Here is a 17748-nt window from a genome sequence, read left to right as displayed (position 1 = left end):
CCGCGGGGTCACACTGCGGTGAACCGCCACTGCTGGTTGGCGGCGCTGTGGCAGGTCCACTGCAACAGCCGCGCGCCGTCGGTGGTGGCGGCACCGTTGACGTCCACGCAGAGCCCGCTCAGCACGTTGCGCACCGTGTACACGCCGGAGGTACCCGTCGCGGTGGCGGTGAACTTCTGCTGGTTGCCGTTGTTGCAGGTGGCCTGCTGGAGGAAGGCACCCGCCGCGGTGGAACTGCCGACCACCTCGACGCACTTGCCGCTGTGCACCGCCTTCAGGTAGACCGCGCCGCTGCCGGCGTCGACCGCCTGCCACTTCTGGTTGTTGCCACCGGTGGACGCCCACTGGGTGATCTGGGCGCCGTCGGCGGTGGAGACACCGCTGACGTCCATCAGCTTGTTGCTGTGCTGTGCCGTGACCGTGTAGGTCTTCCCCGCCAGGCCACCGCCGGTGCCGGTACCGGGTGTTCCGACGCCGTTGCCGCCGAAGGTGTGCGAGTCCAGATCGAACGAGTTGCTGCTGTTCTTGAACACCATGTAGAGCGTCTGTGTCCCGGTGAGCGCGGCGACGCTCACCGGAGTCGTGGACTGGTAGTTGTCCCAGCCGCCCGTACTGGGCACCGTGGTGGTGGCCAGCAGGGTGCCGGTCGGCGAGCCGGCGCGCAGCTCGATCGAACCGCCACCGGAAGGCGACGACACCCGGTAGCTGACCGTCGAAATGCCCGACAGGTTCATCGGGTTGAACGCGATCCAGTCGTTGGTGGAGATGTCACCGATGCGCTTGGTGCTCTCCGCGGCGGCCTGGTCGACGACCCGGATGCCGGACTGGCTGCTGAAGTACTCGGACTGCTTGTGCTTCGGTTGCAGGATCGCCTGCGCCGTGCCGGTGAGCGGGGACCCGCCTCCCGAGCCGCCGTTGTCGGTGTACCGCGCGTTCAGCACGTAGAACAGGTTGGCGCCATCGGGGTGCCCACCGAGCAGGTCGGTGGAGATGGTGCCCGAGCAGCCCGGGTACTCCGTGGTCTCGTGAGCGTGGTCGTCGTGACCCAGCGCCGGGTTGAGGATGACCTTCGAGCAGTCGACAGTGCCGCCGTCGGGATCGGTCACGGTGATCTGGTACGACACCTTGTCGCCGAAGGTCAGCATGCCTCCGTTGCCCGGTGTGGTGATGGTGACCACCGGGGCGCTGTTGCCGACGGTGATCGGGACGTTGGCGAAGCCGGTCTTACCGGTGCTGTCGGTGACCTTCAACTGGGCCGTGTAGTTGCCGTTGGAGGTGTACGTCTTCGACGGGTTGGCCGCCGTCGAGGTGGTGCCGTCGCCGAACGTCCACAGGTAGCTCAGCGTGTTGCCGTCCGGGTCGGACGTGCCCGCGCTGCTGAACTGGACGGTGAGCGGTGCGGTGCCGCTGGTGGGTGTGCCGGTGGCCTTGACGATCGGTGACCGGCCGCCCTGGATGTAGTCGATCCGGTAGAGCCCGGAGTCGCTGTTGCCGCCGCCGAAGTTGGTGCCCCACTCCAGCAGGTAGAGCGAGCCGTCCTTGCCGAACTCCATGTCCATCGGCTTGTTGAAGCCGCCGCCGGGCAGGAACGGGTTGGTGCGGGTCACCGCCGAGGAGGAGTCGAAGTGCACCTCCTTGATGTAGTTGCGCGACCACTCGTAGAAGAAGTGCACGCCGTCGTAGTAGGGCGGGAACTTCGTCGCGGACGGGTTCGCCGCGTCGTACCGGTAGACCGGGCCGCCCATCGGCGCGGAGCCGCCGGAGCCGAGCTCCGGGAAGGTCGTCGAGGCGGGGTAGCCGTACCAGATGTTGGGCATGACGACAGGCTTCAGGTTCACCAGGCCGGTGTTGTTGGGCGAGTTGTTGACCGGCGCGGAGCAGTTGAACTTCGCGCCGACGACGCCGGTGTCGGGGTTGAACGGCGCGTAGGGCTGGTTGTTGCCGTGGCAGAACGGCCAGCCGTAGTTGCCGGGCGTCTTGATCACGTTCAGCTCGACCAGGCCCTCGGGGCCCCGGTTGGTGGTGGGCGGGTTGCGGTCCGGCCCGTAGTCGGCCAGGTAGACCCAGCCGGTGGCCGCGTCGATCGAGAAACGGAACGGGTTGCGGAAGCCCATCGCGTAGATTTCCGGCTTGGTCTGCGCCGTGCCCTGGGGGTAGAGGTTGCCGCTCGGGATCGTGTAGCTGCCGCTGGCCCCGGGGCGGATACGCAGCAGCTTGCCGCGCAGGTCGTTGGTGTTGCCAGCGGTCCGGGCGGCGTCCAGGTTGGACTTGCCCGAGCGCCAGTCCAGCGGGGCGTAGCCCTGCCAGTTCGGGTCGAGGTTCGGCGGCGTGTCGTCGCCGGTGCCGATGTAGAGGTTGCCGTCCGGACCGAACTCGATGTAGCCGCCGGTGTGGCCGGGCTCCGGGAACGTCCGGTCCCGGTACGCCGGGATGTCGATGATCGTCACGCCGCTGGACATGTTCAGCGTGTCGCCGCTGAGGGTGTAGCGGGAGACGCGGTTGATGTCGGTCGAGCTGCTGGCCGGCGAGTGGTACAGGTAGACGTACCCGTTGGTGGCGAAGTTGGGGTCCAGTGCCATGCCGGTGAGGCCGTCCTCGCCGCCGGTGTAGACGCTCAGCGTGCCGGCGGTGACCGTGCTGTTGGTGGACGGCTTGAAGATCTTCAGTTGCCCGCCGCGTTGGACGTAGAACACGCGTCCGTCCGGGGCCACAGCCATCGCCATCGGGTCGACGGTGTTGTCGTCCAGGGTGCGCTTCTCGAAGTTGCCCCAGACGGTGCCGCCGCAGTCACCGGGGACGTTACCGGCGGCCCACTTCACGCCGCCGAGAACGTGGTTCTGGAAGTTCGTCTCGCTGTAGGAGGCGATCGCGTGGCCCATCGCGGTGGCCCACACCCGCCCGCCGGCGGTGTTGCGGCACCAGGAGATCGGGTGGTCCGGGCCCATTGCCCGGGAGCCCGGGTTGTACGTGCGCTCGTCGGCGGTCACCAGAACGTGCACCTTGCCGCGCGGGTTGGTGTCGAAGTTGTACCACTCCTCGCTGCGGTTCCACCGATCCGGCAGACCGGCCGTCGACGGGTGCTGCTTGTCGGCGACGATGGCGGTGCCGGGCAGCACGCCGGGGGAGTGCTCGGGCATGTGGGCGCCGCCGTTGATGGTCTGGTCCCACCACGGGTACTCGGTGTCGATGCCCATGTCGGTGGCGTTGTGGATGCCGACGATGCCCTTGCCGCTGGCGAGGTAACCCTCCACCGCCTGACGCTGGGCCGCCGAGGTCCAGACCATGCCGGAGGTCTGGAACATGATGATGACGTCGAAGGTCGCCAGGTTGCTGGCGGTGAAGACGCTGGAGTCCTCGGTCGCCACCAGCTCGAAGTTGTTCGCCGCCGCCTGCTGCTGGAACATGGCGATCCCGGCGGGGATCGAGTCGTGCCGGTAGCCGGCGGTCTTGGTGAACAGCAGGGCGCGGAAGGCCGGGGCCGCCGACGCGGGTGGGGCGAGTCCGAGCGCCAGTAACAGGCCGGCGATCACCGAGATGAGCAATGTGTTACGACGCATGCCGTCTCCTAGGTTGGGCGGGCGTAGGGAATGCGGCCACGGGTCCCACGACGCGTCAGGTTGACCTGGACACGCGAGGAACACGGGCGCGCTGGCCTGTCCTCATGCCGTTCGCCGCAACGGCAGTCAGACCTGCGGGACGTCACACAGCGTGATGGTGGCCGTGGTTCTCGTCCCGTGGTCCACGAGGTCAGGATGAGCTAGGGATCGAAGACTGTCAATGCAGAAAGTAACATCCGACGTCCTGCCCGGTGGACGGCGGTCGCGCTCGGCCCCTTCGCTGCGGCACCGCCCGTCAATCACCACCCGGCCTGGCGGTCGGACTTGATCGAGGATTGCGGACCCGCATCCAAACATCTATCTTCATACGTGTGATGTTTCGCGGATGTCAAGGGAATGTTTGCACCGCAAGAACGTAAGTCCTCGCTGTTGGTACGAAAGTTTGTTGTCCAGCGCCTCGAAGCCGCCGTAGTGTGGCATTTAATCTTGTCGATGACTACTGTCTGTGAGGGCTTTCGGGATGTCAGATCCGCCGCCGACGCCGCTTCTCACCCTTCGGGGCATCGGCAAGTCCTTCCTCGGAGTCCGCGTTCTCGACGGTGTCGACCTCGATGTCGCGCCGGGCGAGGTGCACGCCGTGGTCGGTGAGAACGGTGCCGGGAAGTCGACCCTCATGAAGATCGTCTCGGGCGGGTACGCCCCGGACGGGGGCACTGTCGAGTTCGCCGGTGCGACACGTACGTTCCGGGGCCCGCGCGACGCGCAGCGGGCCGGCATCGGCATCATCCACCAGGAGTTCAACCTGCTCCCGGAGCGCACCGTCGCCGAGAACGTCTACCTGGGGCACGAGCCGGTCCGACGTGGGCTCGTCGATCGTCGGGGGATGCTCGACCGCACCACGCGGCTGCTCGCCTCGATCGGTGAGACGACGTTGCCGGCCGACGCCCGGGTGGGGCAGCTGGGCGTCGCGCAGCAGCAGGTCGTCGAGATCGCCAAGGCGCTCGCCCTGGACGCGCGGCTGCTCATCATGGACGAGCCGACCGCCGCGCTGGCCGACCACGAGGTCGAGTTGCTCTACGCGCTGGTGCGCCGACTCCAGGAGCGGGGCATCGGGCTGCTGTATGTCTCGCACCGGCTCGCCGAGGTCTTCGACCTGTCCGGTCGGATCACCGTGCTCAAGGACGGCCGCCGTGTCACCACAGTGGACACCGCGGACACCACCGCCGACGAGTTGGTGCGGCACATGGTCGGCCGGGAACTGTCCAGCTACTACCCGGACCGGGCCGCCCCGGAGGACCGGGGCCCGGTGCGGCTCAACCTTCGCGACGCGGGAAACCGGAAGCTGCGGGACGTCAGCCTCCAGTTGCGCGCCGGCGAGGTGCTCGGCATCGGCGGCCTCCAGGGCTCCGGGCGCTCGGCGCTGGCCCGCGCGATCTTCGGGGTGTCGCCGTTCACGACCGGCGACGTCACGCTCGACGACCGGCCGGTCCGACTGCGTTCACCCCGCACCGCGATGCAGGCCGGCATCGCCTACGTCACCGAGGACCGCAAGGGCGAAGGGATCGTCCCCCGGCAGTCGGTGCTGGACAACGCGCTGCTCGCCAGCCGGGCCGTCTTCGCCGCCCGGTCCGGCCGGGCGGCGAGGACCACCCGGGTACGCGAGTTGCTGGCCGCCGTGGAGATCCGCGGCGCCGGCGACGACCAGGAGATCCGGTTTCTGTCCGGCGGCAACCAGCAGAAGGTCGTGCTGGCCCGATGGCTCGCCCTCAACCCGCGGATCCTGCTCTTCGACGAGCCCACCCGGGGCATCGACGTGGGCGCGAAGTCAGCCATTCACGACCTCGTCCGCCGCCTCGCCCGTGATGGCGCGGCCGTGCTGATGATCTCGTCCGATCTACCGGAGCTGCTGGGGATGAGTGACCGGATCGTCGTCATGCGGGACGGCCGCGTCGCGGGCGAGCTGCCCGCCGGCGCGACCGAGGAGGAGGTCGTCGCGTTGGCGGTCGGCGCCGTGCGGGAGCCGGCCCAGTGAGCGCGAGGAGTGGGCCGGGTCTGCGAGCCCCGCAGTCGCGAGCAGAGGTGACCCGGTGAGCGCTCTGTCGCTGTTGCCGGCCCGGCGTTCCGTACCGGGCGTGTTCGTGGCCCTGACCCTGACCCTGACGATCGGCTGGCTGGTCGTCCTGCTCGACGGTGGTCAGCTCTTCAACCAGTCCACGACGGTGAGTCTGCTGCACGTCGCCGCCGGCCTCGGGCTGGTCGCGGTGGGCCAGACCCTTGTCATCCTGGGAGGCTCGCTCGACCTCTCGGTGGCGTACGTGATCAGCCTCAGCACCCTCGTCGCGGCCGAGACGATGAACGGCAGCGACGGCGCGGTGCTGCCGGCGATCGGCCTGGTGCTGGTCGTCAGCGCCGGTGTCGGGCTGCTCAACGGGCTCCTCGTCACCAGGTTCCGGGTCAACGCGTTCATCGCGACCCTCGGCGTCGGGCTGCTGCTCAAGGGTTACCTCGACAACGGCTACGACGGTCCGGCCGGCACCACCGCACCCTCGCTGGTGCAGGCGCTCGGCTACCAGCGCGTCGGTCCGGTGCCGGTGTCGTTCCTGCTGCTGATAGCGGTCACCGCGGCGGCGTGGTTCGCGCTCTCGCGGACCCGCTTCGGCCACCATCTGGTCGCCGTCGGCGGGGATCCGGAGGTGGCCCGGCTCTCCGGCGTCCGCAACGACCGGGTCCTCGTCACCGCTCACGTGCTGTGCTCGATGTGCGCGGGACTCGCCGGCATCTACCTCGCCAGTCGGCTCGGCTCGGGCGCCCCGCGCGTCGGCACCGAGGGCCTCTACGACCTGGAGTCGATCGCCGCGGTGGTGATCGGCGGTACCGCCCTCGCCGGTGGGCGCGGCGGCGTCATCGGCACGGTCGGCGGGGTGCTGCTGCTGGCCAGCATCGACGCCATCTTCAACCAGCTCGAGGTCGACGCCTTCTTCAAGCAGGTGATCCGGGGCGTCATCATCATCGCCGCGGTCGCCGTCTACGCCCGCCGGGCCATGCGAAAGGCGGCCTAGCCATGCAGACCGTCCAGCCCCGTTCCCTGCCGCTGCGTCTGCCGCGGGTGCGTCCCGGTGGTGTCCTGCCGATCCTCGCGATCCTCGCGGTGCTGTTGGTGCTCGTCGGCATCCGGCAGCCCGACTTCCTGGCCCCGCAGTCGCTGATGTCCTTCCTCGGTCGTTCGGCGCCGATCATCCTGCTCGCCGCCGGCCAGTACTTCGTGATCGTGTCCGGCGAGTTCGACCTCTCGGTCGGTTCCCTGGTCACCGCCCAGGTGGTGGTCGCCGCCCGGCTGATCGACAGCGACCCGGCGCGTACCTGGCCGGTGGTGTTGCTCCTGCTCGCGTTCGGCGCACTGGTCGGGCTGGTCAACGGCCTGATCACGACACGGCTGCGGGTGCCGTCGTTCATCACCACCCTCGGCATGTTCCTGATCCTCGTCGGCGCGGTCTACCTGTGGTCGGACGGCGCCCCGAAGGGCGGGCTCTCCGAGGAGTTCCGTCGGTTCGGCCGGCGGGCGTTCGAGGACGTGCCGGTGCTGGGCCGCGTGCCGTACGCGCTGCTGGTCCTGGTGGTCCTGGCGGTGGCGGCCGTGCTGCTGATGCGCTCCGACTTCGGCCGGACGCTGGTCGCCGTCGGCGACAACCCGCGCACCGCCGAGCTCAGCGGCGTACGCGTGTGGCGTACCCGGACCTTCGCCTTCATCCTCAGCGGGCTCGCGGCGGCGGTGGCGGCCATCCTCCTGGGCGGCTACAGCGGCGTGTCGTTCCAGGCCGGAGCAGGTCTGGAGTTCGGTGCGATCACCGCGGTCGTCCTCGGTGGGGTGGCGCTCGGCGGGGGGCGCGGCGCGGTCGTCGGAGCGATGCTCGGCGCGCTGACCCTCGAACTGCTGTTCGCCCTCATGAATTTCTACGGCGTCTCCGGCGCCCTCAGGTCGACCGTCCAGGGCGGGATCATCCTGCTCGCCGTGGCGGTCTCGGCAACGCGTTCTTCGTCGAGATAAAGGGGAACCATAGTGCGACGTTCCATGGCGGCGATTGCCGCTGTAACCCTGCTGTCCCTCGCCGCCTGTGCCACCGACGAGCCGGCCGCGAGCCCGTCGGGGAGTGCATCCGCAGCCGCTGGCTCCGGCACCGGAGACCAGTCGAAGTTCTTCGTGCAGGCCGACTACGACGCCGAGCTGGCGCTGCTCGACGCGGCACCGACCGGCCCGGCCGACAAGCCGTGGGAGCAGGTGCTCAACCCGACGATGGTCGACACCGCCAAGTTCAAGAAGAACGGCCCACACAAGATCTGCTTCTCGAACGCGGCCCTGAACAACCCCTGGCGGCAGGTCGGTTTCAAGACCATGCAGGCCGAGGTCGAGGCGCAGAAGAGCCGCATCGCGGAGTTCGTGCACGTCGACGCCGAGGGCAAGGACCAGAAGCAGATCGCGGACATCAACGATCTGCTCGGCAAGGGCTGCGACGCGCTCATCGTCTCGCCGAACACCACCGCCACGCTCACCCCGGCCGTCGAGGCGGCCTGCAAGGCCGGGCTGCCGGTCGTCGTCTTCGACCGTGGCGTCGACACGAAGTGCCCGGTGACGTTCATCAACCCCATCGGCGGTTACGGGTTCGGCCACGTCGGGGCCGAGTTCGTCAGCCAGAAGATGAAGCCCGGTGGCAAGGTCCTCGCTCTGCGGATCCTGCCCGGCGTCGACGTCCTGGAGACCCGCTGGTCGGCGGCGAAGGTGGCGTTCGACAAGGCGAAGGTCGACGTCGTCGGTGTCGAGTTCACCGATGGTGATCCAGCCAAGACCAAGAAGATCGTCGACGACTACATCCAGCGGTACGGCACGATCGACGGGGTCTGGATGGACGCCGGAGCGGTGGCCGTCGCGGCGGTCGAGGCGTTCCAGGACGCGGGCAAGCCCGTTCCGCCGATGAACGGTGAGGACCAGCTCGACTTCCTGAAGATCTGGAAGGACAAGAAGCTCACCGCGATCGCGCCGACCTACCCGACCTACCAGTGGCGTACGCCGATCATCGCGGCGCTGCGGATCCTCGACGGCCAGCAGGTGTCCAACCCGTGGAAGCTGCCGCAGCCGACCGTCACCCAGGACAACCTGGACCAGTACCTCGACGCGGGCATGCCACCGCTGCACTACGCGATGTGCGGCTGCACCGACCTGCCCGGTTACCCGCAGCGCTGGAAGTAGGGCCCGATGTACGCCATCGGCGTCAACCCGTGGGTCTGGACCTCGCCCGTCGACGACAAGGCCCTGGCCGAGCTGATCCCGCGGATCGCCGCGTTCGGCTTCGACGCGGTCGAGTTGCCGATCGAGCAGCCCGGCGACTGGGATCCGATCCGTACCCGGGACCTGTTGGCGGCGCACGGCCTCGTCGCCGCCGGGGTCTGTGCGGTCACCCCGCCGGGGCGGGAACTGGTCGACGCCGCACCAGCGGTCGTCGAGTCGACGGTGGCGTACCTCCTGGGCTGCGTGGCGAGCGCGGCGGCCGTCGGCGCTGGATGCGTCGGCGGCCCCGCGTACGCCTCGGTCGGCCGCACCTGGCGGATGTCGGCGGCGGCTCGCGAGGCCTGCTACGCGGATTTCCGGCGGGCCCTGGCGCCGGTGGCCGAGCAGGCCGGCGAGGTGGGCGTGAGCATCGGTGTCGAGGCGTTGAACCGCTATGAGACGAGCGTCGTCAACACGATCGAGCAGACGGTCGAGTTGATCGACGGTCTACCGCCGAACGTCGGCATCATGATCGATACGTACCACATGAACATCGAGGAGGCCGACCCCTACGCGGCCCTCGCGGTTGCCGGCCGGCACATCAAGCACGTCCAGGTCAGCGGCACCAACCGGGGCGCTCCTGGTGCTGACCACTTCGACTGGCCCCGCTTCTTCACCGTCCTGCGGGACACCGGCTACCAGGGCGCGATCTGCATCGAGTCGTTCACGGCGGAGAACGAGGCCATCGCCACCGCCGCGGCGATCTGGCGTCCCTTGGCCCCCTCGCAGGACCGTCTCGCCACGGACGGCCTTCGCTATCTCCGGGAGATCCTCGGATGACCGTCCCGACCCCCCCACCCCCGCGCTGGTCGAGGCCGCTCCGCCATCCCCACCTCGTTCTCACGTCAGGAGCACCGTCCCGTGTCCTCGTCCCTTTCGTCGCTGCGCCGACTGCTGGCCGGCGCCGCCGCGACGGCGGTGACCGCCCTGGTAGCGGTAACCGCCTCGGCGTCTCCGGCCCTCGCGGCCACCACCACCCTCTACGCGTCGCCCTCCGGCAGCGGCACCGCATGTTCGGCCAGCCAACCGTGTTCGCTGACCGCCGCCCAGGCCGCGGTGCGGGCGATCAACAGCGCGATGTCCGGTGACATCGTCGTGGAGCTGGCCAACGGCGCGTACCGGCTCTCGTCGCCGCTGCGGTTCACCGCGGCTGACTCGGGCAACAACGGCTATCAGGTGATCTGGCGGGCGGCCTCCGGCGCACGTCCGACGATCACCGGCGCCCGGGCGGTCACCGGCTGGTCGCTCGTCGACTCCGGGAAGAACATCTGGCGGGCCAACGTCGGCGCCGGGCTCGACTCCCGTCAGCTCTACGTCAACGGCGCCGTCGCCACCAGGGCACGCACCGCCGTGAACCGTTCCGACTTCACCTTCACCACGTCCGGCATGCGGTTCTCCAACGGCGCGCTCAGCTACCTCAACAACCTGGGCAACCAGAACCGGGTCGAGGTGGAGAGCGTCGGCTCGTTCACCGACCGGTACTCGCCGGTGCAGAGCATCAGCGGAAACTTCCTGACGATGCAGCAGCCCGCGTGGAACAACAACACCTTCGGGTTCGACACTCTCTCCAGCCCGCACCGCGCCGGCCCCTTCTACCTGACCAACGCGTACGAGTTCCTGGACTCGGCGGGGGAGTGGTACCTCAACCCCGGCAACGGCCAGCTCAACTACATCCCCCTCGCCGGGCAGAACATGAGCTCGGTCAGCGTCGAGTTGCCGCAGTTGCAGTCCCTGGTCAACGTGGGCGGCACCCTCGCCTCGCCGGCACACCACATCTCGTTCAGCGGCATCACCTTCACCGGCACCAGTTGGCTCGGCCCGAGCAGCAGCAACGGTTTCGCCGACCAGCAGACCGGCGCCCACATCACCGGCACCTGGTCCCGGCCGGCCGACGCGCTGACCTCCTGCCAGGCCGGTTGCCCCCAGTTCGAGGCCACCCGGCCCAACTGGAACCAGATGCCCGCCGCCGTGCAGGTCTCCGCGGCCAACACCATCACCTTCAGCGACTCCCAGTTCGTCAACCTCGGGCAGACCGCGATCGGCATCGGCAACGACGCCAACGCCCACGCCAGCGGTGTCGGCCTGGGCGCCAGCAACATCACCGTCACCCGCTCCGAGATCGCCCGCAACTCCGCCGGCGGCGTCGTGGTCGGCGGTGTACGGGCCGACGCCCACCACCCGAGTGACCAGCGGATGGTCAACCGCAACATCACCATCAGCAACAACCGGGTGCACGATCTCGGCCTCGAGTACCGGGGCGTGGTCTCGATCCTGACCACCTACGTGAACACGGCGACGGTTTCGTACAACGAGGTCTACAACATGCCGTACACCGGCCTGTCGGTCGGCTACGGCTGGGGCGCCAACGACGCGGGCGGCAGCCAGCACTACGCGAACCGGGGCCTGTACAACTACCAGCCGCGCTACACCACGGCGACCACCGCGGCCAACAACCAGGTCATCGGCAACTACGTGCACGACGTGATGCAGCAGATGACCGACGGCGGATGCATCTACACGCTGTCCGCGAACCCGGGCGGAACCATCAACCAGAACTACTGCCTGCGGACCAACGGCTGGTTCGGGCTCTACTTCGACGAGGGCTCCCGCTACTACACCGCCCGTAACAACGTGTTCTCCTCCACCGGTACCTGGGCCACCGCCAACTACTGGTACGCGGAGAACATGGGCAACTTCACCGTCACCAACAACTGGTCGACGAACAACTCCACGAACGTGACCAACGGCGACCGCGGCAACGTGGTCAACGGCAACGTCACGGTCAGCAACGGCAGTTGGCCGTCGGGTGCGCAGACCGTGATCAACTCGGCTGGCGTGCAGAGCGGCGGCGGCACCAACCCGCAGAACGTGCAGATCGTGGGTGCCCAGTCGGGCCGGTGCGCCGAGATCGGCAACTCCAGCACCACCAACGGCACGCAGGCTCAGATCTGGGACTGCATCAGTGCGGCCACCAACCAGCGGTGGACCCACACCGCCAGCCGGCAGCTCATGGTGTACGGCACCAAGTGCCTGGACGCCTCCGGTCAGGGCACCACCAACGGCACCACCGTGGTGATCTGGGACTGCAACGGTCAGGCCAACCAGCAGTGGAACGTCAACGCCAACGGCACGATCACCGGGGTGCAGTCGGGTCTCTGCCTGGACGCCAACGGCGCCGCGACGGCGAACGGCACGAAGTTGATCCTGTGGTCCTGCACCGGCGGCACCAACCAGCAGTGGCAGCTGCGCAGCTGATGTAGCAGCTGGGCGCTGACAGGTCCGGGCCGGGGCGACACGCCTCAGCCCGGACCTGTCCGGTCTACTGCGCCGCGTTCGCCCTCACCGGGTCCACTGTCAACCCGGTCACGGCTTCGTAGCGGACCGGGATGGGTTCGGTGAGTTCCCCGACGAACGTGTCGTCGACGTGGTCGAGGAAGCCGATGAGGGACCAGCCGTCGGTGGGTCCGGGGACCAGCCGGGGTGCGTACAGGTGCGGGTGGGCGAACGGTTGGGCGGACGCGATGTCCCACGGCCCGATGGTGGTCTCGCCGGTCGCCACCCAGATCCGGTGGTCGTCGCGCCGAGCGCTGCCGGTGGCCTCGGTGGAGAAGAGCAGCAGCGGCTGCCCGTCGAGGACCGCCACCTGGGGCACCTCCAGGTGACCGAAGCCGGCCGGAGTCGACAGCGGCGGCGCGACGGTCCAGGTGACGAGGTCGGTGGAGGTGGCGTGGCCGACGACGCCACGGGTGTTCGCCGGACCGCTGTTGGCGCGGGCGGTGATGAGCATGTGCCAACCCTCGCCGTCGGGGTCGGGGAACACCCACGGGTCACGCCACGCCTGCTCGTACCACAGCTCCTTGTCCAGCAGCTCGTACCAGGTGGGGTCGGCCTGGACGATCGGTTCGGTGCCGTGCCGGTGCCAGGTCATGAGGTCGTCGGAGACGGCCAGTCCGATGCGTTGGACGAGCCCGTCCTCGGCACGACCGACCCCGGTGTAGAACAGGTACCACCGTCCGTCCGGCCCGCGGACCGTGCAGCCCGTCCAGGTCGCCAGGTCGTCCCAGCTGGGGGCGTCGGCGGGGACCACGGCGTCGGCGACCAGGCGCCACGAGCGCAGGTCCGCCGAGACGGCGTGGCCGATGGTGGCCCGGCGGTGGCGGCGGTGCGGGTCGTGCAGGGCGCGGGACGCGCGCAGGAAGAACACGTGCCAGAGGCCGTTGTCGTCCCGCGCGTACCAGCTGTCCCACACCCAGTGGTCGGGTAGACGAAGCATGGTCGGAAACCTAGCACTAAACCGTTTTAGCGTCGGCCATGACAATCCGCCGCACGGATCGGAGGGCCGGTGGTCAGCTGGCCGGGGGCGCGAGGGACCGGCGTCGGCGCAGGGGCATCGGAACGAGCGAGGGTTCGGCGGCGCCCCCGTCCAGGAGCAGCTCGACCGCTCGTCGTCCCATCTGCTCGTGCGGCAGCGCCGTGGTCGCCAGGCTCGGACGCAACCAGGCGGCGATCGGGTCGTCGTCGAACGAGATGACCGAGATGTCCTCCGGGACGGTCAGCCCCGCCTCGCCGAGTGCCTGGTAGGCGCCGAACGCCAGCCGGTCGTTCATACAGATGATCGCGCTGGGTCGCTTCGGCTTGCTCAGCAGGCTGCGCATGGCGGCGTACCCGTGCTCGGGCAACCACTCGGTGCAGAAACACTCGGCAAGGAGGCCGACCTTCGCCTCGTCCAGCGTCTGCCGGATGCCGTGCAGGCGGGCGCGGGCGGCGAGCGAGACCTCCGGGTCGTCCTCCTTGAGTCGGTTGCGGCCGATGAGCGCGATCGCGTCGCGGTGGCCAAGCTCCAGCAGGGCGGTGGCGACGGAGCGACCGGCCCCCTCGTCGTCGGGGACCACGCTGGGCAGGCCGTCGGGGCTGGTGGCGTTGAGCAGCACCACCGGGCCGCCGAGGATGGCCGCTGGCACCGTCAGCCGTCGGGTCGCCATCGCCGCGTAGATCACCCCGTCGACCTGCCGGTCCAGGACGGCCTCGATGGCGTACTGCTCGAAGGTGGCGTCGCCCTGCGTCTCGGTGATGAGCAGGACGTGGTCCCGTTCGCGGGCCGCGTCCAGGGCGCCGCGGATGAGGTCGCCGGCGAACCGGGTGGTGGCCACGATGTCGGAGACGAACGCGATGGTGGCCGTCTTGCGGGTGCGCAGGCTGCGCGCGGCGAGGTTGGGCCGGTAGCCGAGCTCCTCGGCGGCGGCAAACACCCGCTGGTGCGCCTCGGCCGAGAGCCGGGTGCCCTCCCTGCCGTTGAGCACCATCGACGCGGCGGTCTTGGACAGCCCGGCTCTCCGCGCGACGTCGGCGAGTGTTGCTCTGTTGCGGCCCATCAGTCCTCCGAATCAGGCGCGGTGCCACAGGCGCCGCTCCCGCCCATCATGATGCGTCGCCGTCCGGGATCGAGCGCCGGTCACGTCGGCGTGGGGTGAACCCGACGTTTCCGCACCGTTGCCAAGTTGTCCTTGACAGCTTCCCGTGCCGCGCGCATGCTCTGCTAAATCAGTTTAGCGACCACTTCTGGTGCATCCAGAGGCACCTTCGGTGGCCGTGCCGGGTTCTTTTCTGCTGACGGTACGGGTGCTGCGCCCGGGCGACAGGTCACGGCGTACGTGTCGTGGCGGCCGCGCGGTCGCGGTGGTCCCGGTGGAGCCGTCGCGCGGCCATGGGTCGCGGGACGCGTGGAGATGTCGAGGAGTCATGAAATGGCAGATTTGCTGACAAAGTTTCCGCGACGGAGAACGGTGCTCCTCGCGTCGCTGCTGGCGGTCGGGATGACCGCGACGGCCTGCAGCGCGCCGGGCGAGGACCGGTCGTCGACCCAGAAGTCCGATGCCGCCGTCAAGACGGAGCTGGGCACCGACCCGATCACCCTGGACATGTACGCGGAGACCGGCTTCCCGCTGGCCAAGGCATTGGCCGACGAGTTCTCCAAGCAGCACTCGAACGTCAAGTTCAACATCCGCGAGGACCAGTTCACGGTGATCGTGGAGAACGCGCCCCGGGTGATGGCCTCGGACAACTCGCCCGACATCATCCGGCTCCCGACCATGGTCGACCTGGTCAAGGACGACCTGCTCAAGAACCTCGACCCGTACTTCACCGCGTACGGCTGGGACAAGTTCCCCGCCTCGCAGCTGATGCAGCTGCGCGTCGGCGAGAACACCCGGGGCACCGGCTCGCTGTACGGGATGGGGCTCGGCTACAGCGTCACCGGCGTCTTCTACAACAAGAAGCTGGCCAGCCAGATCGGCATGACCCAGCCGCCGGCCACTGTCGCCGAGTTCGAGGAGCTGCTCGCCAAGGCGAAGACCGCCGGGGTTCAGCCGATCATGCAGTTCAACAAGAACACCGCGGGCATCAACTTCCCGCACCAGGCGCTACAGAACCAGTTCGGCGACCCGACCCAGGTCGCCGACTGGATCTTCCAGAAGCCGGGGGCCACGTTCGACACCCCGGCCGCCCTGAAGGCCACCCAGACCATTCAGAAGTGGGCCCAGGCCGGCTACTTCACCAAGGACGCCAACGCCCTGGACTACGCGGGCATGGTGGGGGAGTTCCAGAAGGGCAACGGCCTGTTCATGTTCAACGGCGATTGGGAGTCGGCCAACCTCGACAAGTCGATGCCCGGCAACGTGGGCTTCTTCCTCTTCCCCACCGAGTCTCCCGGTGGAAAGCACGTGGCGATGTCCGCCCCCAACACCTTCGGCGTCTCCGCCAAGGCCAAGAACCCGGATGCCGCCGCGTACTTCCTGAACTGGGTGCACACCAACGCCAAGGCCCGCGAGATCTCGGTGACCGTCGGCGGCTCCAGCCCGGGCGGCCCGAGTGACCTGCCGGTGCCGGCCGCCGCCCCGAACACCGTGCTGGCCGAGACCCTGAAGGCGTCGCAGCAGCTCGGCGCGGAGAACGGCGCTGTGGACTTCACCGCGAACGCGACCGGCGGCATCTTCGCCGCCGCGATCACGCCGGAGATGCAGAAGCTGATCGCCGGTCAGCAGACGCCCGAGGGGTACGTGAAGGCGGTCCAGGCCGAGTATCAGAAGGAACTGTCCCGATGACGTCTGCCCTCGGCAGCGCACCAACCGGGCGCGACGATCGTCGTACCCGCCCCACCCCGACGCGGGCCCACCGATTCCGGTGGGCCCGCGCGGCCGGGACCGGCTGGTTGTACGTCCTGCCCGCCCTGGTGATGTACGCGGTGTTCGTCCTGCGCCCGCTCGTCCTGACCCTCCAGTACTCGCTCTACGACTGGAACGGCATCGGGGTGGCCCGCTGGGTGGGCCTGGACAACTACCTGACCGTCTTCACCGACAGCGACCTGCTGAAAATCATCGGCAACGCGATCGTGCTGATCGTCTTCTTCAGCTTCATCCCCGTCGCACTCGGGTTGTTGGTGGCGAGCATGGTTCGCCGGATCACCACCGGCGCGTTCGGCACCGTCGTCCGGACCATCCTGTTCCTGCCGCAGGTCATCCCCCTGGTGGCGGCGGGCATCGCGTGGAGCTGGCTGCTCTCGTCGAACGGTCTGGTCAACCAGGCGCTGCGCGCGGTCGGGCTGGGTGGCGTCGCCCGCGCCTGGCTCGGCGACTTCGACACGGCGCTGCCCGCCGTCGGCGTCATCGGGGCCTGGGTCCTGCTCGGCCTCTGCACGATTCTGCTGGTCACCGGCATGAGCAAGATCGATCCGGCGCTGTACGAGGCCGCCCGCCTCGACGGTGCCGGTCCGGTCCGCGAGTTCCTCGCCGTGACCCTGCCCAGCTTGCGCCAGGAGATCGGCGTCTGCCTCACCGTCACGATCATCGCGGCGCTGGCGAGCTTCGACATCGTCTACATCTCCACCAGCGGCGGCCCCGGCCTCCAGACCACGGTGCCGGGCCTGGAGATCTACCGGCTGGCCTTCTCGCAGCGGCAGGTGGGGCTCGCCTCGGCGCTCGCTGTCGTACTCATGCTGCTCGTGCTGGCGTGTGTGCTGCCGATCCAGCGCCTGAGCCGAGGGGAGAAGCCGTGAACCTGAGCCGACGCGAACAGCTGACCGGCCGGGTGTTCCTGATCGCCCTGATCGTCGTCACCCTGCTGCCGTTCGTGAGCATGCTCTCGGCGGCGTTGCAGCCCCGGGGCACAGTGCCCAGCGGGCTCGAGTGGCCGTCCGACCCGCAGTGGGGGAACTTCGCCGACGCCTTCACCGCCGCGAACATGGGCGCCCTGCTCCGCTCCAGCCTGCTGATCGTGGCCGGTGTCGTACCGGTGTCGGTGCTCATCGCGACCATGGCCGGCTTCGGGCTCGGTCAGCTGCGGGTGCCCGGTGGCCGACTCGTCTTCGGTCTCTTCCTGCTGGGTCTGACCCTGCCGTTCGAGGCCGTTGTCACGCCGCTCTACTACCAGATGCAGGACCTCGGCCTGCTCAACACCCGCTGGGCCATCATCCTGCCGCTGATCGGGCTGTACATGCCGTTCGCGGTGTTCTGGATGCGGGCACACTTCACCAACGTGCCGGTCGAGTTGTCCGAGGCGGCCCGGGTGGACGGCAGCAGCACGTGGCAGTTGTTCTGGCGGGTCCAGGTGCCGCTCGCCCGACCGGCGATCGCCTCGCTGACGATCCTGATGTTCCTGTGGACGTGGAACCAGTTCCTGCTCGCCATCGTCCTCGTGGACGACGCCACCAAACGCACAATGGCCGGGGCGCTCGGAGCGTTCCAGGGCCAGTGGGGCACCGACCTGGTGCTGCTGTGTGCCGGGTCGCTGCTGATCCTCACCCCGACCCTCATCGTGTTCCTGATCTTCCAGCGACAGTTCATCAAGGCCCTGATCCAAGGGTCAGTGAAGGGGTAG

At 68.8% G+C, this 17748-nt stretch carries 12 protein-coding genes; 9 read left to right on the top strand and 3 right to left on the bottom strand.

What is annotated here, in order from left to right; genetic code table 11:
* Positions 1 to 8: 8 nt before the first annotated feature.
* Positions 9 to 3557: a ThuA domain-containing protein gene (locus ABTW72_RS09990; RefSeq protein WP_350856661.1), complete on the bottom strand. Its 3549-nt coding sequence runs from the start codon at positions 3555 to 3557 to the stop codon at positions 9 to 11.
* Between the two features lie 520 nt (positions 3558 to 4077).
* Here ABTW72_RS09990 and ABTW72_RS09985 point away from each other — a divergent pair.
* The 6 genes from ABTW72_RS09985 (at position 4078) to ABTW72_RS09960 (ending at position 12132) form a co-directional block, all read left to right on the top strand.
* On the top strand, positions 4078 to 5589 hold the full coding sequence (locus tag ABTW72_RS09985) for a sugar ABC transporter ATP-binding protein (RefSeq protein WP_350856658.1): 1512 nt from the start codon (positions 4078 to 4080) through the stop codon (positions 5587 to 5589).
* Positions 5590 to 5644: 55 nt separating this feature from the next.
* Positions 5645 to 6616, top strand: a complete 972-nt coding sequence (locus tag ABTW72_RS09980; RefSeq protein WP_112585260.1) for an ABC transporter permease — start codon at positions 5645 to 5647, stop codon at positions 6614 to 6616.
* Between the two features lie 2 nt (positions 6617 to 6618).
* A complete protein-coding gene (locus ABTW72_RS09975; RefSeq protein ID WP_091401048.1) occupies positions 6619 to 7602 on the top strand; it encodes an ABC transporter permease in 984 nt (327 codons plus the stop codon).
* Positions 7603 to 7614: 12 nt separating this feature from the next.
* A complete protein-coding gene (locus ABTW72_RS09970) occupies positions 7615 to 8799 on the top strand; it encodes a substrate-binding domain-containing protein (protein ID WP_350856654.1) in 1185 nt (394 codons plus the stop codon).
* Positions 8800 to 8805: 6 nt separating this feature from the next.
* Complete coding sequence (locus tag ABTW72_RS09965; protein WP_350856651.1) at positions 8806 to 9657, top strand: sugar phosphate isomerase/epimerase family protein; 852 nt, start codon at positions 8806 to 8808, stop codon at positions 9655 to 9657.
* A gap of 81 nt (positions 9658 to 9738) precedes the next feature.
* The gene (locus tag ABTW72_RS09960) at positions 9739 to 12132 is read left to right on the top strand and encodes an RICIN domain-containing protein (protein WP_350856648.1); all 2394 of its coding nucleotides are present in this window, start codon (positions 9739 to 9741) and stop codon (positions 12130 to 12132) included.
* A gap of 64 nt (positions 12133 to 12196) precedes the next feature.
* Here the strand turns inward: ABTW72_RS09960 and ABTW72_RS09955 are convergent, their stop codons facing one another.
* Together ABTW72_RS09955 and ABTW72_RS09950 are read right to left on the bottom strand one after the other, a co-directional pair.
* Positions 12197 to 13195 carry a family 43 glycosylhydrolase gene (locus ABTW72_RS09955; protein ID WP_350856646.1) on the bottom strand — a complete coding sequence of 333 codons (999 nt, stop codon included), beginning with the start codon at positions 13193 to 13195 and terminating at the stop codon, positions 12197 to 12199.
* Between the two features lie 28 nt (positions 13196 to 13223).
* Positions 13224 to 14249, bottom strand: a complete 1026-nt coding sequence (locus tag ABTW72_RS09950) for a LacI family DNA-binding transcriptional regulator (RefSeq protein ID WP_350856644.1) — start codon at positions 14247 to 14249, stop codon at positions 13224 to 13226.
* A gap of 411 nt (positions 14250 to 14660) precedes the next feature.
* Between ABTW72_RS09950 and ABTW72_RS09945 the strand changes: the two genes are divergently transcribed.
* Genes ABTW72_RS09945 through ABTW72_RS09935 form a run of 3 tightly spaced genes read left to right on the top strand, consistent with a single transcriptional unit; the run spans position 14661 to position 17748 of the window.
* The gene (locus ABTW72_RS09945) at positions 14661 to 15977 is read left to right on the top strand and encodes an ABC transporter substrate-binding protein (RefSeq protein WP_350856642.1); all 1317 of its coding nucleotides are present in this window, start codon (positions 14661 to 14663) and stop codon (positions 15975 to 15977) included.
* Complete coding sequence (locus ABTW72_RS09940) at positions 15974 to 16927, top strand: carbohydrate ABC transporter permease (RefSeq protein WP_350856639.1); 954 nt, start codon at positions 15974 to 15976, stop codon at positions 16925 to 16927. Before ABTW72_RS09945 ends, ABTW72_RS09940 begins: the two co-directional genes overlap by 4 nt.
* On the top strand, positions 16924 to 17748 hold the full coding sequence (locus ABTW72_RS09935) for a carbohydrate ABC transporter permease (RefSeq protein ID WP_124860646.1): 825 nt from the start codon (positions 16924 to 16926) through the stop codon (positions 17746 to 17748). The genes ABTW72_RS09940 and ABTW72_RS09935 overlap by 4 nt, the downstream gene beginning before the upstream one ends.

Source organism: Micromonospora sp. NPDC127501, from assembly GCF_040302185.1.
Classification (GTDB): Bacteria; Actinomycetota; Actinomycetes; order Mycobacteriales; family Micromonosporaceae; genus Micromonospora.
This window is presented reverse-complemented; position numbering and strand designations above follow the sequence as displayed.